Below are 14033 nucleotides of genomic sequence, written 5' to 3'. Positions count from 1 at the left end.
ATTATGTACAAGTTATTTATTCGCCCAATTTTCTTTTTGTTTGATCCAGAGAAGATCCATCACTTCACATTTTCATTAGTTAAGTTTTTATCAAAAATTCCGTTGATATCTTCTGTTTTTAGAGGAATGTATCAAGTAAATGATAAACGATTAGAACGAAACTTATTTGGATTAACATTTAAAAATCCAGTAGGTTTAGCAGCTGGTTTCGATAAAAATGCAGTGCTGTATAATGAATTAGCTGATTTTGGTTTTGGTTTTATTGAAATAGGAACGGTAACACCAAAAGGACAAGTAGGTAATCCGAAGAAAAGATTATTCCGTTTAAAAGATGACAAAGGAATTATTAATAGAATGGGATTCAATAATGAAGGACTTGAGGCTGCTATTGAACAATTAAAGAAGAATAAAGGAAAGTTAATTATTGGAGGAAATATTGGAAAAAACACGTTAACAAAGCCTGAAAACTATACCGAAGATTATGTAACGTGTTTTAAAGGTTTACATCCGTATGTAGATTATTTTGTGTTGAATGTAAGTTGCCCAAATGTAAGTAGCCATGCAAAATTAGAAGATGCAGATTATTTAAAAGAATTAATAACCGAAGTTCAAAAATTGAATAATCAAGAAGCGAAACAAAAGCCTATTTTATTAAAAATAGCTCCCGATTTAAATAACCAACAATTAGATGAGATTATAGAATTAGTAGCAGAAACTAAAATTGACGGTGTAATTGCTTCTAACACTTCTATTAATAGAGAAGGTTTAAAAGCTTCAGAAAAACGATTACAAGAAATTGGTAATGGTGGTTTAAGCGGGCAACCTGTAAAAGAAAGAAGCACAAGAGTGATAAAGTATTTAGCAGATAATTCTAACAAAGCATTTCCAATAATTGGAGTAGGAGGTATTCACTCAGAAAAAGATGCTTTAGAAAAGTTAAATGCAGGTGCCGATTTAGTTCAAATTTACACAGGATTTATTTATGAAGGTCCGAGTTTGGTAAAAAGAATCAATAAAGCTATTTTAGCAGAAAACTAAACCATGCTAGAAACCCTTTTTTCATTTGTCTTGGCAACTGCTACGTTAGCAATTTCACCAGGGCCAGACAATATTTTTGTGCTTACTCAAAGTATTGTAAATGGAAAAAAGTACGGTTTAGCTACGGTTGCTGGTTTAATGACAGGTTGTATTATTCATACAACTCTGGTAGCATTTGGCGTTTCAGAAATCATTAAACAAAATCCGAGTTTATTTTTTGTAATTAAATTATTAGGAGCTGGGTATTTATTATATCTGGCTTTTCAAGTATATAAAAGCGATGCTAAAATTGCTTTTTCAACTGAGGGAGTAGAGAAGAAATCAACTTTGCAATTATTCAAAACAGGTTTTTGGATGAATGTTTTAAATCCAAAAGTTACTATTTTCTTTTTAGCCTTTTTTCCTCAATTTTTATTTTCAGATAGTATTTCAAATGTGGTTCAGTTTTATGTTTTGGGAGGGTTGTTTATACTAACATCTTTTATAATATTTTCAACTATAGCTTTATTAGCAGGCTCAATTTCAACATATATAAAGCAAAACGCTCAAATAGGAGTTTATCTTAAATGGGCACAAATTATTGTTTTTATAGGTATTGCTGCCTTAATATTAATATAAACCAAACGACCAAACTTAACCCTTCACAATACTATGAAAAAACTGCTACTACTTTTTTTATTGTTTAATTGCTCGTTGATATTTTCTCAAGGTTTAAAACTTCCTAAAGGATGGAGTTTAATATCTTTAAAAGGAAAACCAGCATATATAAATTTAACAACAGGTAAAATAACTAGAGAAAAGCCCAAAGCTAAAAAAGTAGACCTTGTTTTTGAAGATGATGACGATGATGAAATCTTTGATCCAACCATAACACATGTTGTAAAGAAAGGAGAAACAGTTACATCTATTGCTAAAAAATACGATTTAAAGGTTGATGTTTTATACCTTTTAAATAGTGATGAAGAATTAAAAACTTTAGCTGTTGGTAAAGAGATAATTATAGGTTATGCACATACAATGGATGAGAAAAAAGAATTTCTCAATGGAAATATAAAAATCTTAAAGCATGATGAACATGACCATTAATTACATCCAGTTTTTACGGATTAATAGATGTTCTATATGTGCGTAATGATGATTACAATGCCACGCATAAATACCTATATTTTCTTTTAAGGAAACTTCTTCATTTCCATCCGGATGAATAAAAATTGAATTTAAATCCTCTTCATTCAATCCTTGTAAAAAGTATACCCATTTAGCGTGAAGTGCTTTTAAACTATTTATTGAAAATTGAATTGGTGCTGATTTTGAATCAAACAATTCTGCCCAACGATCTTCGTAATATGCTTTGATAATAGGTTTGTCTTCTGTTAAAGTCCATTTAAAGCGAGTGTATGAATTATGGTGACTATCGGCACAATGATGTATTACTTGTCTTATTGTCCAACCACCATTTCTATATGGAGTATCTAGTTGATCTTGAGTTAAGTTTTGAACAAGAACTTCTAGTTTAGTAGGAAATTCGGCTAGAGTTAAAATCCATTTATCAATTACTTCAGTAGTAATTTCGTTAGGAATATCAGGTTTTCCAATAGGATATCTTAAATCGTTCACTATTCTTCCTTTTTCTTTGTTAATCTTTTAATTGCTCTTCTAGAGCTTCTGTTTTCTGGATTAATTGCTAAGGCTTTTTTATAATATTCAATAGCAGTAGCTGTATCTTTCTTTTTTAGATAAGCATCACCCGTACTATCGTAAGTATTCGAACTTTTTGGGTATAATTCAATATTTATTTTAAATACATCTATGGCTTTATCATACTCGTCATTACTTAAATAATGATATCCTAATCTGTTTAAACTACGCTGACGGATTACAGGACTTAAACTATCTTGAGCTTTAATGGTTTTATATCCTTTTAAAGCCATTTCAAAATTGCCTTCAGCTAAATATTCACTTGGAGTTTTTTCACCTTCTCTAAGTTTTTTAAAAACAAACTTTTTGTCTTTATGCTCTCTTTTTTTTGCAAGTTTTATCAAATCTTTTGAAGGAGAAAAAATGAGTTTTTCATTCAATTCTCTAACATAAAAAGTACTGTCATTTACTTTTAAAGGAGTTAGTGTTTGTTTTCTCCATTTTAATTTTAATTCGTCATTTTCGTAAAATACCTCAATAATTTCATCAGCATTAAAAAAATACCTTCCTGAAGTTTTATTAATGAAGTCTGCTGAATTCTTTTTAGACGTACAATTAAGTAGTAAAAATACAATGGCTAGTGTAGATAAAATGTATTTAGCTTTCATAGTTTGTTAGTTTGTACTTATACGACGACCTAATTAGAAAATAGTTACACTAAATTTGATAAACCTTGGCATAAGAATTGACTAATTTAGATGAAAAAGTAATACAATTACCAACAAATATAGTGTTAACTAGTTATTTAGGTAATTAAGATGTTTTAAAAGGCTTCATAAGAATTCTTTTTAAATGTCAGTATGACAGATATAAGAGATATGAGTAAATCAAAAATTATACATTTAGACAATTTGTCGCTTCAAGACGTTTTTAACGAAAACTCAGAGTTAATTCCTTTATTAACTCCTGAAGATGAAGAAAACATGAATAAGGAAGAAATTCCTAGTGAGCTTCCTATTTTACCTTTAAGAAATACCGTTTTATTTCCTGGTGTTGTAATTCCAATTACGGCTGGTAGAGATAAATCTATTCAGCTAATAAAAGATGCCAATAGCGGAGATAAAGTTGTTGGAGTAGTAGCACAAAGAAATAGTGATACCGAAAATCCTGGAATTGATGATATTCACACTACAGGAGTAGTCGCTCAGATTTTACGAGTGTTAAAAATGCCAGATGGAAATACCACTGTTATTATTCAAGGTAAAAAACGTTTTGAAATTCAGGAGATTATTCAAGAAGAACCTTATTTAAAGGCAAAAGTTACTGAAGCAATTGAAGAACGTGATATAGATGATAAAAAGGAGTTTGATGCTATTATAGAATCGATTAAAGATTTAGCATTAGAGGTAATTAAAGAAAACCCGATGTTACCTTCAGAAGCTTCTTTTGCGATTAAAAACATTCAATCAGACTCATTTTTGGTAAACTTTATTTCTTCTAATATGGATTTGAGTGTTGCTCAAAAACAAGTATTATTAGAAAAAGATAATTTAAAAGAGCGTGCTTTATTAACACTTAAAAATTTAGATAAAGAGCTTCAAAAATTACAATTACGTAATGATATTCAATCTAAAACACGATCTGATTTAGATAAACAGCAACGCGAATATTATTTACATCAGCAATTAAAAACCATTCAAGAAGAATTAGGAGGTGTTTCTCATGACCAAGAGTTAGAAGAAATGCGTACTAAGGCTAAAGATAAAAAGTGGAATAAAGAAGTTGCACAAACATTTGAAAAGGAGTTAAGTCGTTTAAAACGAATGAATCCTCAAATGGCAGAATACGGTGTACAACGTAATTATTTAGAGTTGATGTTAGAATTACCTTGGGGAGAATATTCTCAAGATAAGTTTGATTTAAAGAAAGCTCAGAAAATTTTAGATAGAGATCATTTCGGACTTGAAAAAGTAAAAGAGCGTATCATAGAACATTTAGCTGTGTTAAAGCTACGTGGAGATATGAAATCGCCAATTATTTGTTTATACGGACCTCCAGGAGTTGGTAAAACTTCTTTAGGAAAGTCGGTTGCAGAAGCTTTAGGTCGTAAATATGTTCGTATGTCGTTAGGAGGTTTACGTGATGAAGCAGAAATTCGTGGGCATCGTAAAACGTATATTGGAGCAATGCCAGGGCGTTTAATTCAGAATATTAAAAAAGCAGGAACTTCAAACCCTGTATTTGTATTAGATGAAATTGATAAATTAAGTCAGAGTCATCAAGGAGATCCTTCTTCAGCAATGTTAGAAGTTTTAGATCCTGAGCAAAATACTGAGTTCTACGATAACTATTTAGAAGTTGGTTACGATCTTTCTAAAGTATTATTTATAGCTACTGCAAATAATATTAATCAAATTCCATGGGCATTACGTGATCGTATGGAAATTATTAATGTTACAGGATATACGATTGAAGAAAAGGTTGAAATTGCTAAAAAGTATTTGTTGCCAAAGCAATTGAAAGAGCATGGTTTAAATGATGATCATTTAAAATTAGGAAAAGCTCAAATAGAAAAAATTGTTGAAGGATATACTCGCGAATCTGGAGTAAGAACTTTAGAAAAACAAGTAGCTAAAGTAGTTCGTTATGCTGCAAAATCTATCGCGATGGAGGAGGAGTACAACGTTACATTAACCAATGAAGATATTGAAACTATTTTAGGACCTGCTCGTTTAGAACGTGATAAATATGAAAATAACGATACGGCTGGTGTTGTTACAGGTTTAGCATGGACAAGTGTTGGAGGAGATATTTTATTTATAGAATCAATTTTATCTAAAGGAAAAGGAGGATTATCAATTACAGGTAATTTAGGAACAGTAATGAAAGAATCTTCAACAATTGCAATGAAATACATCAAAGCAAATGCAGAAGAGTTTGGAATTAAACCAGAGCTATTAGATAAGTATGATGTTCATATTCACGTGCCAGAAGGAGCAACACCAAAAGATGGACCAAGTGCTGGTATTACGATGTTAACTTCTTTGGTTTCGGTATTTACTCAACGTAAAGTAAAGAATAAAATAGCCATGACTGGTGAAATTACTTTACGAGGAAAAGTATTACCAGTTGGTGGTATTAAAGAAAAAATATTAGCAGCAAAAAGAGCTAATATTAAAGAAATTATTTTATGTGCTGATAATAGAAAGGATATAGAAGAAATAAAACAAAGTTATTTGAAGGGGGTAAAATTCCACTATGTAACTGAGATGAGTGAAGTAATTGAAATTGCACTCACCAAACAAAAAGTAAAAAACGCTAAGAAATTAGCTTAATAATAAAAGAGGTTATCAATATTGATAACCTCTTTTTCTATTCAATTTACACGTACCTACTAATATAAGTATTCTAATGCAATTCTATCGTTTTGGTTAAATTCACCAGAAACCCCAGTGTTAAAACAAGCTAACATTAAAGACGTTGGATCGTAACCAGCAGTAGTTCCTGGAATTGGAATAGCACCTACACCAGCATCTCCTTCATTAACGTTTTGTCCACAACTTTGTCTTGTTTGCCAATCGGTATGTCTAAATCCTACAGAATGACCAATTTCGTGAGTAATAACGTGTTCAACTACGTCTAAACTAAAATTCTCTAAACCGTGAATTTCTACCCATTTGTATGGATTACCATTAGTAGGGAAACCTGCAGATCCACCAGAACCTCCAGCTAAAGCATCTACATATACAACCATATCTTTTGGTGCATAATTAGTTCCGAATGTTAGATTGAAACGGATATCTAAGTTTAGCTCATTAAAGTTCTCTACTGCCATAGCTAAGGCAGTTTGTCCTTTACTTGTTAAACCATAACCATCGTTAGCAACATATCCCATAATATCAATTACTTTACCACGAGCTACTAAATTACTTGTACGATAATTTCTACCTAATTGCTCACCAATTTTTTCAAAGTTCATAATTTGATCGCGGGTTAAATAGATGTCACCTTCTACAAGGTATCTATCTCTAGAAGTACCATCGGGTAAATTTTGCTTAGTAACCTGAACATCATTAGTGTTCATGTTAAAGTCTTTAAGTTTTGCTAAGATTTCTTTCGAAACAGCTTTTTCTTGATCAGGATGTGATTCATTGTCACTACAACTTACCATTAACACAGCAGCTGTAATCAATGATAAAATCGGAAGGGTGATTTTTTTCATTTGAAAAGTTTGATTAAATAATTAATAAATAATAGAAATTTCTATGCTGCAAAAATGAAATGAATTGATTTTTAATTTTTTGATATAAATCAAAAAAGAGAAAGTATTGTTGATTATTTTATAGTGATTTAATCTTTTTTATTGTGATTATAGTGTTTTTATTGTAAATTGTTATAAAAAATTAAATCAACTATTAATGGTTGAAATTTCTAATATCATATACATCTCCAGAGTTTAAATAATTAGAAGTATCTATTTTAAAAATAGTTTCGGCTACATATTTAGGAGTAAATAATTGATTATTCTCTTTTAAATCGATAAAACGTTGTAAGTTTTTAAAGTCAGATTTTTGGGTTTCTCTAATTTGAGTTTGCATATTTGTATCTACAACTCCTGGATATATAGAAACACATTTAACCCCATTTGTAAGCTCAGTTTGTTCCGCAGCAATACATTTTGTCATCATATCTATGGCAGCTTTAGAAGTGCAATAAACACTCCATCCTTCATAGGATTTTGTGGCTGCGCCAGAGGAAATGTTAATAATTTGTTTTTTGCAATGTAGTTTTTGACTTAATTCTATAAATAAACTTGAAATTAAAAGGGGAGTAGTGGTGTTTAATTGAATTGTTTTCGCAATATCTTCAGAGCTAATATTTTCTAAGTTAGCAATTGTACCTAATCTACCAGCATTGTTGATTAATGTTAGTGATGAAATTTTTTCTTTTTTAATTTCATCAAACAACATTTTAAATGAGTTGTGAGTTTCTTTTAAATTAGATAAGTCTACTGAAATTTGAATAATATTTTCAAGAGAGTTTATACTTCTTGATAAAGAATATACTTTATAATTTTGTGACCTATATTTTTCAGCTAAAGCTTTACCAATACCTTTACTTCCTCCTGTAAGAATTAATATATTCATATAAAAAACTTATTTATTCAAAAATAAAAGCTCTTATTTAAATAAGAGCTTTTTATACCATTTTTTTAATACATATAATTCAAGGCTATTTTGTCGTTTTGATTAAATTCACCAGATGCATTTGAATTAAAACAGGCTAGCATTAAAGATGTTGGATCGTAGCCTGCAGAAGTACCAGGTATTGGAATAGCACCAACACCAGCATCACCTTCATTTACATTTTCTCCACAGCTTTGTCTTGTTTGCCAATCGGTATGTCTAAAACCTATAGAATGCCCAATTTCATGTGTTATTACATGTTCGATTACATCTATACTAAAGTTAGATAAACCATGAATTTCTATCCATTTATTTGGTTTTCCGTTGGAAGGAAAGCTGGCTGAACCACCAGCACCAGAAGCAAAAGTATCATTAAATACAACCATATCTTTATCAGAAAGATCAGTACCAAAACTTAAAATAAAAGTAATATCTAAATTTAGTTCATTGTAATTTTCTACAGCTAAAACTAGTGCGTTTTGTTCTGTAGTTGAAAGACCAAAAGAACTAGCTGTATATCCCATTATTTTAATGTTGGTATTGAGATCTACTAAATTACTTGTACGGTAGTTTCTGCCTAATTGTTCACCAATCTTTTCAAAATTCATTATTTGATCGTAGGATAAATAAATATCACCTTCTACTAAAAATAAATTTTCGGAAGTTCCGTCTGGATAATGCCGTATGACTGTTGTAACGTCTTTGGTGTTAATGTTAAAGTCTTTGAGTTTTTTTAAGACTTTTTCAGAAATTAATGACTCTTTTTCTGTTTGAAAATCATTGCTGTTACATCCTGCAAATAAAGCAATAGAAATAACAACGGACAAAATTACGGGGGGTATTTGTCTCATAGTTTAAATATTAAGTTAATTGTTTGATTATAAATATAATAAATTAACTTAATAAAGACTATTAAAATAAAAAGGGTATAATTTTAAGGAGTTTTACTTGAAGATTTTTTTAGATTCATTCCAGTATGAATCCATTTCGTCTAAAGACATTTCAGATAAATCTTTACCATCTTTTTTAGAATGCTCTTCTAAATATTGAAAACGATTGATAAACTTCTTATTCGTTTTTTCTAAAGCATTTTCTGGGTTTACACCAATAAAACGTGCGTAGTTAATCATTGAAAATAGTACATCTCCGAATTCTTTTTCAATGTTTTCTTGGTTTCCTTTTTTTATTTCGGCATTTAATTCAGCTAACTCTTCCTGAACCTTTTGCCATACTTGATGTGGTTCTTCCCAGTCGAAACCAACACCAGCAACTTTATCTTGAATTCTATTCGCTTTAACTAAAGCAGGTAAGCTTTTTGGTACTCCTTCTAAAACCGATTTCTTACCTTCTTTTAGTTTTAGCTTTTCCCAGTTTTGTTTTACTTGCTCTTCGTTTTCAACTTTTACATCTCCATAGATATGAGGATGACGATCTACCAATTTTTCAGAAATAGCATTGGCAATATCAGCAATATCAAAAGCTTTTTTTTCGCTACCTATTTTAGCATAAAAGACGATGTGTAATAACACATCGCCTAATTCTTTTTTTATTTCTTCTAAATCGTTGTTTAGAATAGCATCTGCCAATTCGTAAGTTTCTTCAATAGTTAAATGCCTTAAGCTTTCGAGTGTTTGCTTTCTGTCCCAAGGACATTTTTCTCGAAGATCGTCCATTATATCTAACAAACGATTTAAAGCTTCTAACTGATCCTTACGAGTATTCATACGATTTATTATTCTTCAGTTTCTGCTTCAGTAGCTAACTCTATAGAAGCAAAATCAAAATTTGCTTTTACTAAAATATTATACCACTGAACTACTTTTTTAATGTTAGAAGTATATACTCTTTCTTCGTCGTAACCTGGTAAAACTTCAGAAAAGTAAGCTTGTAATTTAGCTCCGCTTTCTTTGTGAGAGATTCCTTCTTTACCGTCTTCTTTAGCAGCAATATTTTTAAATACTTGTCCTAAAGGAATTTCTTCTTCGTATGTGTAAATTGCAATATTGTCTAATAAACTAACATTATGAGTTGCAGTAATAGGAAAACGCTTTCCGTCTACAATAGACTTTACAATTACTCCTGTTTTAGTTTGTGTTAAGATTTCAAATAATCCTGGTTTACCAGTAACGGCTATAATTTTATTAAATTCCATAATCTTAATATTTTTAATTGAATAGCATTAATAAATAATACATTCAAAAGTTATTTTATCTTTTTTTGGCATTTGGAAAACGCATACGATAACCTGCGTTTATCTTTCCTTTAGAAATATTTTCTAACTTCTTTTTTATTAAACGTTTCTTTAAAGAAGAAAGTTTGTCGGTAAATAAAATTCCTTCAATATGATCGTATTCATGCTGAAAAACTCTCGCTGCTAATCCACTTAAAGTTTCAGTATGTTTATCAAAATTTTCATCTTGATATTCAATAGTAATGGTTTCATGACGAAAAACATCTTCTCTAACATCAGGAATACTTAAACAACCTTCGTTAAAAGCCCATTCTTCACCTTCTTCGTTAACTATTTTAGCATTGATAAATACTCGATTAAAGTTTTCTAATACTTTACGGTCTTCTTCACTTAAATCCTCATCATCTGCAAAAGGAGAAGCATCAATAATAAATAAACGAATATCTTTTCCTATTTGAGGAGCAGCTAATCCAACACCTTGAGCGTTGTACATGGTTTCTTTCATGTTAGCAATAAGCTCTTTTAAGTTAGGATACTCTGCATCTATTTCTTTTCCTACTTTTCGTAAAACAGGATCTCCATAAGCTACAATAGGTAAAATCATGTACTAAAATTTTGTTTTTGGATTGCAAAAGTACAAAAATAGGCGGTAGTATAAGATTACAATAAGAAGGTTTTTAGTTTTATTTGTTGTAAAGATATGATTGTAAGATGATTGTAGCACTAATTTCATCAACAAGCGCCTTGTTTCTACGCTGTTTCTTTTTTAAACCGCTATCAATCATAGTTTGAAAAGCCATTTTAGAGGTAAAACGTTCGTCAACTCTATGAATAGGAATAGTCGGGATTTGTTTAGATAGTTTTTCAATAAAAGGAGTAATTAAAGCTTCACTTTCACTTGCCGAATTATCCATTTGTTTTGGTTCTCCTAATACAAATAATTCTACATTTTCTTTTTGAATATAGTCTTTTAAAAACGGAATCAAATCTTTGGTAGCAACAGTAGTAAGCCCTGAAGCTATAATTTGTAATTCGTCTGTAACTGCAATTCCTGTTCTTACTTTACCAAAATCGATGGCTAATATTCTTCCCAAATTCAAATATTTTCTGCAAAAATACAGATTTTAAACAAGGAAAAAATATCTGTTTAAAAAATGTATCTTCGTGATAAATTATAAAATCTGATTTTATATTTGTACAAATTTTTAAAGAATGACAGAATTACAATCTATTATAGAAAAAGCTTGGGATAATAGAGAGCTTTTAAAAGAAGAAACTACCATAAGTGCTATTAGAAAAGTAGTTGATTTATTGGATGCTGGAGATTTACGTGTTGCTGAGCCTACAGAAACTGGATGGCAAGTAAACGAATGGGTTAAAAAAGCAGTAGTGTTATATTTTCCAATTCAGAAAATGGAAACTTTAGAAGCTGGTATTTTTGAGTATCATGATAAAATTCCGTTAAAGAGAAATTATCAAGAGAAAGGAATTCGTGTGGTTCCTAATGCGGTAGCTCGTCATGGGGCATATATTTCTGCAGGTACTATTTTAATGCCTAGTTATGTAAATATTGGGGCTTATGTAGATGAAGGTACAATGGTTGATACTTGGGCAACTGTAGGGTCTTGTGCGCAAATAGGTAAAAATGTGCATTTGTCTGGAGGAGTAGGTATTGGTGGAGTTTTAGAACCTTTACAAGCGGCACCAGTAATTATTGAAGATAATGCTTTTATTGGTTCTCGTTGTATCGTGGTAGAAGGTGTACGAGTAGAAAAAGAAGCAGTATTAGGTGCTAACGTAGTATTAACTGCATCAACAAAAATTATTGATGTAACTGGGGATGAACCAGTAGAGATGAAAGGAATTGTTCCAGCTAGATCTGTTGTAATTCCAGGAAGTTATACTAAGAAGTTTGCGGCAGGAGAATACAATGTTCCTTGTGCTTTAATTATTGGTAAACGTAAAGAAAGTACAAATAAAAAAACATCTTTAAATGATGCGCTACGTGAATATGATGTAGCGGTTTAAATAAACTGATTTCTGAAATAAAATTTAATATCCTTTAATAGAAAAACAACTCTTTCTTTAAAGGATATTTTTGGTTTATCGTTTAAGAGTTTTAAAGTTTTGTGTCCTTGAAGTCTAATCCAACTTCTCGTAGTTTTATTATCTACAGCATCTACAACAGATCCAAAATCTATTAATTTTTTATGGTACCCTAAGTTCCACAAACGTAAAGATATTACATTAGATGTGCTTCCAGCTGAAGGAATTATTAAATCTACATTTTTATAATTTTCTTCTATTTGAGGCCACCAAGTATCTATCGTTTCATAAGCATGTTTTGGTGGAATTTGAATATAATAATCAATTTTACCATATAATTTCTCTGCAATTTCTTTTTCTGTAGAACCTATAAACATTTTTGTTTTTGGTCTAATGTGAGTATCTAAAAAAGATTTTAATTTTTTAGGATTAAAAACCGTTAAGCATTGAAAAATACAAGGATTTTCAAAAATAAAAGAAGTATCAAATTTTTTACTTTTAATTAGATCTATCATTTCTTGCTGCCAACTAAACTGCGTATATATACCTTTGGCTATATATTCATCATAAGGGTAATTAATAGGACATGAAATAAGATAGTTAGGATCTTTAATGTTAAAAGACTGTTCTATTTCACGATCTAAATTTTCGTTATACTTATAATTTCTATGATTCCTTTTCATTAAAGTTACAAACTCACCATCTCCAAACCTAACAAAAAACACACGCTCATTTTCTTCTAATTTCTTTTGTAAGTAGTTAAATGAATCGTTAATATTTTTAGTTTTTACACTTGTATCTCCGTTATCTTTTTTGAAAAGATGATGAAAATAGTATTTTAAAGGTTTCATATTTTTATATTTTCGTAGCGTCAAAAATACTATTTATTATTGTTTATGAATATTGCAATTGTAGAAATTAGTGAGTCACACGAGGAATGCATATTTAGTCAGGTTTCATTTATGAAAGATGAAGGTTACTCTATTTCTTTAATCGCACATCCTAAAGTTATTCAGCAATCAAAGGGTTATAAATCATATTTTTCAAATATTATAGAGTTTGATGGAGATAGCAAAGGAAAAAGACTTCAAAAATCTATTCAGCTTTTTAAACTTTTAAAAGGGTATGATAAAGTTATTTTTAACACAGCATCTTCTTCTAAGATAATTAGGAATGTAGTTTTTTTATTAAATTTTAAAAAGACTTCTTGCGTTGGTGTTATTCATGATGTGTCTAAACTGGAGAATAGTTTTACGCAAAAAGTAATTTCAACCAAAATAAAAAAATACATTGCTTTAAGCAACGATTTAGCAGCTGCTGCTAAAGTTCCGAATGATATTAAATTAGCTTCTTTTTATCCAATTTTTTTTCCAAATCATGAATTGAAGAACGTGAAGAAAAATAAAGAAGAAATATGGATTTGTATTCCTGGTAGAATCTTTTTTACTCGAAGAGATTATCGATTTTTGATTGAACAGTTAGCCAAAAAGACAAATTTAGATAGTAACATTAAATTTATAATTCTAGGAAATATAAATACAACAGACGGAATTCAATTTAAAAATGAAATTCATGATTTAAACATTCAAAGCTATTTTATGTTTTTTGATGGTTTTATAGAGAATGATACCTACTACAATTATCTACATAGTTCTGACTATATTTTACCTTTGTTAAATAAGAATGATAAGAGTTATGTTAATCAAAAAATAACAGGAACTTTTAATCTAGCTTATGCTTATAAAAAGACAATGCTAAATGATGAGTATTATAAAGTTATACCAAATTTATTAGCTAAAAGTTATTTTTATACTGATGATTCGTTTATAAATGTCTTAAATTCATTGTCTGATAAAGAAGGGAAACAATATGAAGAAGAAAAATGGACGTACGAATTTCAACAACAACAATACATTAATTTCTTAAATAGTTGA

16 protein-coding genes are annotated in these 14033 nt (G+C 29.9%); 6 read left to right on the top strand and 10 right to left on the bottom strand.

Annotated features, from left to right (window positions below; translation table 11 throughout):
• Positions 1 to 3 precede the first annotated feature (3 nt).
• Genes WH52_RS01670 through WH52_RS01660 form a run of 3 tightly spaced genes read left to right on the top strand, consistent with a single transcriptional unit; the run spans position 4 to position 2124 of the window.
• On the top strand, positions 4 to 1038 hold the full coding sequence (locus tag WH52_RS01670) for a quinone-dependent dihydroorotate dehydrogenase (protein ID WP_086029180.1): 1035 nt from the start codon (positions 4 to 6) through the stop codon (positions 1036 to 1038).
• Positions 1039 to 1041: 3 nt separating this feature from the next.
• The gene (locus WH52_RS01665) at positions 1042 to 1656 is read left to right on the top strand and encodes a LysE family translocator (RefSeq protein ID WP_086029179.1); all 615 of its coding nucleotides are present in this window, start codon (positions 1042 to 1044) and stop codon (positions 1654 to 1656) included.
• A gap of 33 nt (positions 1657 to 1689) precedes the next feature.
• Positions 1690 to 2124: a LysM peptidoglycan-binding domain-containing protein gene (locus tag WH52_RS01660; protein ID WP_086029178.1), complete on the top strand. Its 435-nt coding sequence runs from the start codon at positions 1690 to 1692 to the stop codon at positions 2122 to 2124.
• Here WH52_RS01660 and WH52_RS01655 read toward each other — a convergent pair whose 3' ends face one another.
• Positions 2125 to 2655, bottom strand: coding sequence for a YfiT family bacillithiol transferase (locus WH52_RS01655; RefSeq protein WP_233131495.1), 531 nt, complete (start codon positions 2653 to 2655; stop codon positions 2125 to 2127).
• Entirely contained in the window at positions 2655 to 3344 is a 690-nt protein-coding gene (locus WH52_RS01650; protein ID WP_086029176.1) for a tetratricopeptide repeat protein, read from the bottom strand. The genes WH52_RS01655 and WH52_RS01650 overlap by 1 nt, the downstream gene beginning before the upstream one ends.
• A 192-nt stretch (positions 3345 to 3536) precedes the next feature.
• Between WH52_RS01650 and lon the strand changes: the two genes are divergently transcribed.
• Complete coding sequence (lon, locus tag WH52_RS01645; RefSeq protein WP_086029175.1) at positions 3537 to 6011, top strand: endopeptidase La; 2475 nt, start codon at positions 3537 to 3539, stop codon at positions 6009 to 6011.
• A 59-nt stretch (positions 6012 to 6070) separates the two neighbouring features.
• Here the strand turns inward: lon and WH52_RS01640 are convergent, their stop codons facing one another.
• From WH52_RS01640 to ruvX, 7 genes are all read right to left on the bottom strand, one after another.
• The gene (locus WH52_RS01640; protein ID WP_086029174.1) at positions 6071 to 6898 is read right to left on the bottom strand and encodes a M57 family metalloprotease; all 828 of its coding nucleotides are present in this window, start codon (positions 6896 to 6898) and stop codon (positions 6071 to 6073) included.
• Positions 6899 to 7091: 193 nt separating this feature from the next.
• A complete protein-coding gene (locus WH52_RS01635; RefSeq protein WP_086029173.1) occupies positions 7092 to 7823 on the bottom strand; it encodes a (S)-benzoin forming benzil reductase in 732 nt (243 codons plus the stop codon).
• A 65-nt stretch (positions 7824 to 7888) separates the two neighbouring features.
• Entirely contained in the window at positions 7889 to 8713 is an 825-nt protein-coding gene (locus WH52_RS01630) for a M57 family metalloprotease (protein ID WP_086029172.1), read from the bottom strand.
• A 93-nt stretch (positions 8714 to 8806) separates the two neighbouring features.
• A complete protein-coding gene (gene mazG / locus WH52_RS01625; protein WP_086029171.1) occupies positions 8807 to 9586 on the bottom strand; it encodes a nucleoside triphosphate pyrophosphohydrolase in 780 nt (259 codons plus the stop codon).
• Positions 9587 to 9594: 8 nt separating this feature from the next.
• Positions 9595 to 10014 carry a DUF5606 family protein gene (locus WH52_RS01620; RefSeq protein ID WP_086029170.1) on the bottom strand — a complete coding sequence of 140 codons (420 nt, stop codon included), beginning with the start codon at positions 10012 to 10014 and terminating at the stop codon, positions 9595 to 9597.
• A gap of 55 nt (positions 10015 to 10069) precedes the next feature.
• A complete protein-coding gene (gene def, locus WH52_RS01615; protein ID WP_086029169.1) occupies positions 10070 to 10657 on the bottom strand; it encodes a peptide deformylase in 588 nt (195 codons plus the stop codon).
• 79 nt (positions 10658 to 10736) lie between these two features.
• Positions 10737 to 11147 carry a Holliday junction resolvase RuvX gene (gene ruvX / locus WH52_RS01610; RefSeq protein WP_086029168.1) on the bottom strand — a complete coding sequence of 137 codons (411 nt, stop codon included), beginning with the start codon at positions 11145 to 11147 and terminating at the stop codon, positions 10737 to 10739.
• Between the two features lie 118 nt (positions 11148 to 11265).
• Here ruvX and WH52_RS01605 point away from each other — a divergent pair, with 118 nt between their 5' ends.
• Positions 11266 to 12081 (top strand): 2,3,4,5-tetrahydropyridine-2,6-dicarboxylate N-succinyltransferase, encoded by an 816-nt coding sequence (locus WH52_RS01605; RefSeq protein WP_086029167.1) that lies wholly within the window; start codon positions 11266 to 11268, stop codon positions 12079 to 12081.
• On the opposite strand, the gene WH52_RS01600 is transcribed toward WH52_RS01605, so the two are convergent.
• On the bottom strand, positions 12078 to 12950 hold the full coding sequence (locus WH52_RS01600) for a GT-D fold domain-containing glycosyltransferase (RefSeq protein WP_086029166.1): 873 nt from the start codon (positions 12948 to 12950) through the stop codon (positions 12078 to 12080). The two genes, WH52_RS01605 and WH52_RS01600, sit on opposite strands and share 4 nt — an antisense overlap.
• Positions 12951 to 12995: 45 nt before the next feature.
• Between WH52_RS01600 and WH52_RS01595 the strand changes: the two genes are divergently transcribed.
• A complete protein-coding gene (locus tag WH52_RS01595; protein WP_086029165.1) occupies positions 12996 to 14033 on the top strand; it encodes a glycosyltransferase family protein in 1038 nt (345 codons plus the stop codon).

Source organism: Tenacibaculum holothuriorum, assembly GCF_002120225.1.
In the GTDB taxonomy this organism is placed as follows: domain Bacteria; phylum Bacteroidota; class Bacteroidia; order Flavobacteriales; family Flavobacteriaceae; genus Polaribacter; species Polaribacter holothuriorum.
This window is presented reverse-complemented; position numbering and strand designations above follow the sequence as displayed.

Coding starts and splice junctions, on each gene's coding strand:
- lon (WP_086029175.1), top strand. CDS start 3,537: ATGACAGATATAAGAGATATGAGTAAATCAAAAATTATACATTTAGAC.
- WH52_RS01600 (WP_086029166.1), bottom strand. CDS start 12,950: ATGAAACCTTTAAAATACTATTTTCATCATCTTTTCAAAAAAGATAAC.
- WH52_RS01605 (WP_086029167.1), top strand. CDS start 11,266: ATGACAGAATTACAATCTATTATAGAAAAAGCTTGGGATAATAGAGAG.
- WH52_RS01670 (WP_086029180.1), top strand. CDS start 4: ATGTACAAGTTATTTATTCGCCCAATTTTCTTTTTGTTTGATCCAGAG.
- WH52_RS01635 (WP_086029173.1), bottom strand. CDS start 7,823: ATGAATATATTAATTCTTACAGGAGGAAGTAAAGGTATTGGTAAAGCT.
- WH52_RS01620 (WP_086029170.1), bottom strand. CDS start 10,014: ATGGAATTTAATAAAATTATAGCCGTTACTGGTAAACCAGGATTATTT.
- mazG (WP_086029171.1), bottom strand. CDS start 9,586: ATGAATACTCGTAAGGATCAGTTAGAAGCTTTAAATCGTTTGTTAGAT.
- WH52_RS01640 (WP_086029174.1), bottom strand. CDS start 6,898: ATGAAAAAAATCACCCTTCCGATTTTATCATTGATTACAGCTGCTGTG.
- WH52_RS01650 (WP_086029176.1), bottom strand. CDS start 3,344: ATGAAAGCTAAATACATTTTATCTACACTAGCCATTGTATTTTTACTA.
- def (WP_086029169.1), bottom strand. CDS start 10,657: ATGATTTTACCTATTGTAGCTTATGGAGATCCTGTTTTACGAAAAGTA.
- WH52_RS01665 (WP_086029179.1), top strand. CDS start 1,042: ATGCTAGAAACCCTTTTTTCATTTGTCTTGGCAACTGCTACGTTAGCA.
- WH52_RS01595 (WP_086029165.1), top strand. CDS start 12,996: ATGAATATTGCAATTGTAGAAATTAGTGAGTCACACGAGGAATGCATA.
- WH52_RS01660 (WP_086029178.1), top strand. CDS start 1,690: ATGAAAAAACTGCTACTACTTTTTTTATTGTTTAATTGCTCGTTGATA.
- WH52_RS01630 (WP_086029172.1), bottom strand. CDS start 8,713: ATGAGACAAATACCCCCCGTAATTTTGTCCGTTGTTATTTCTATTGCT.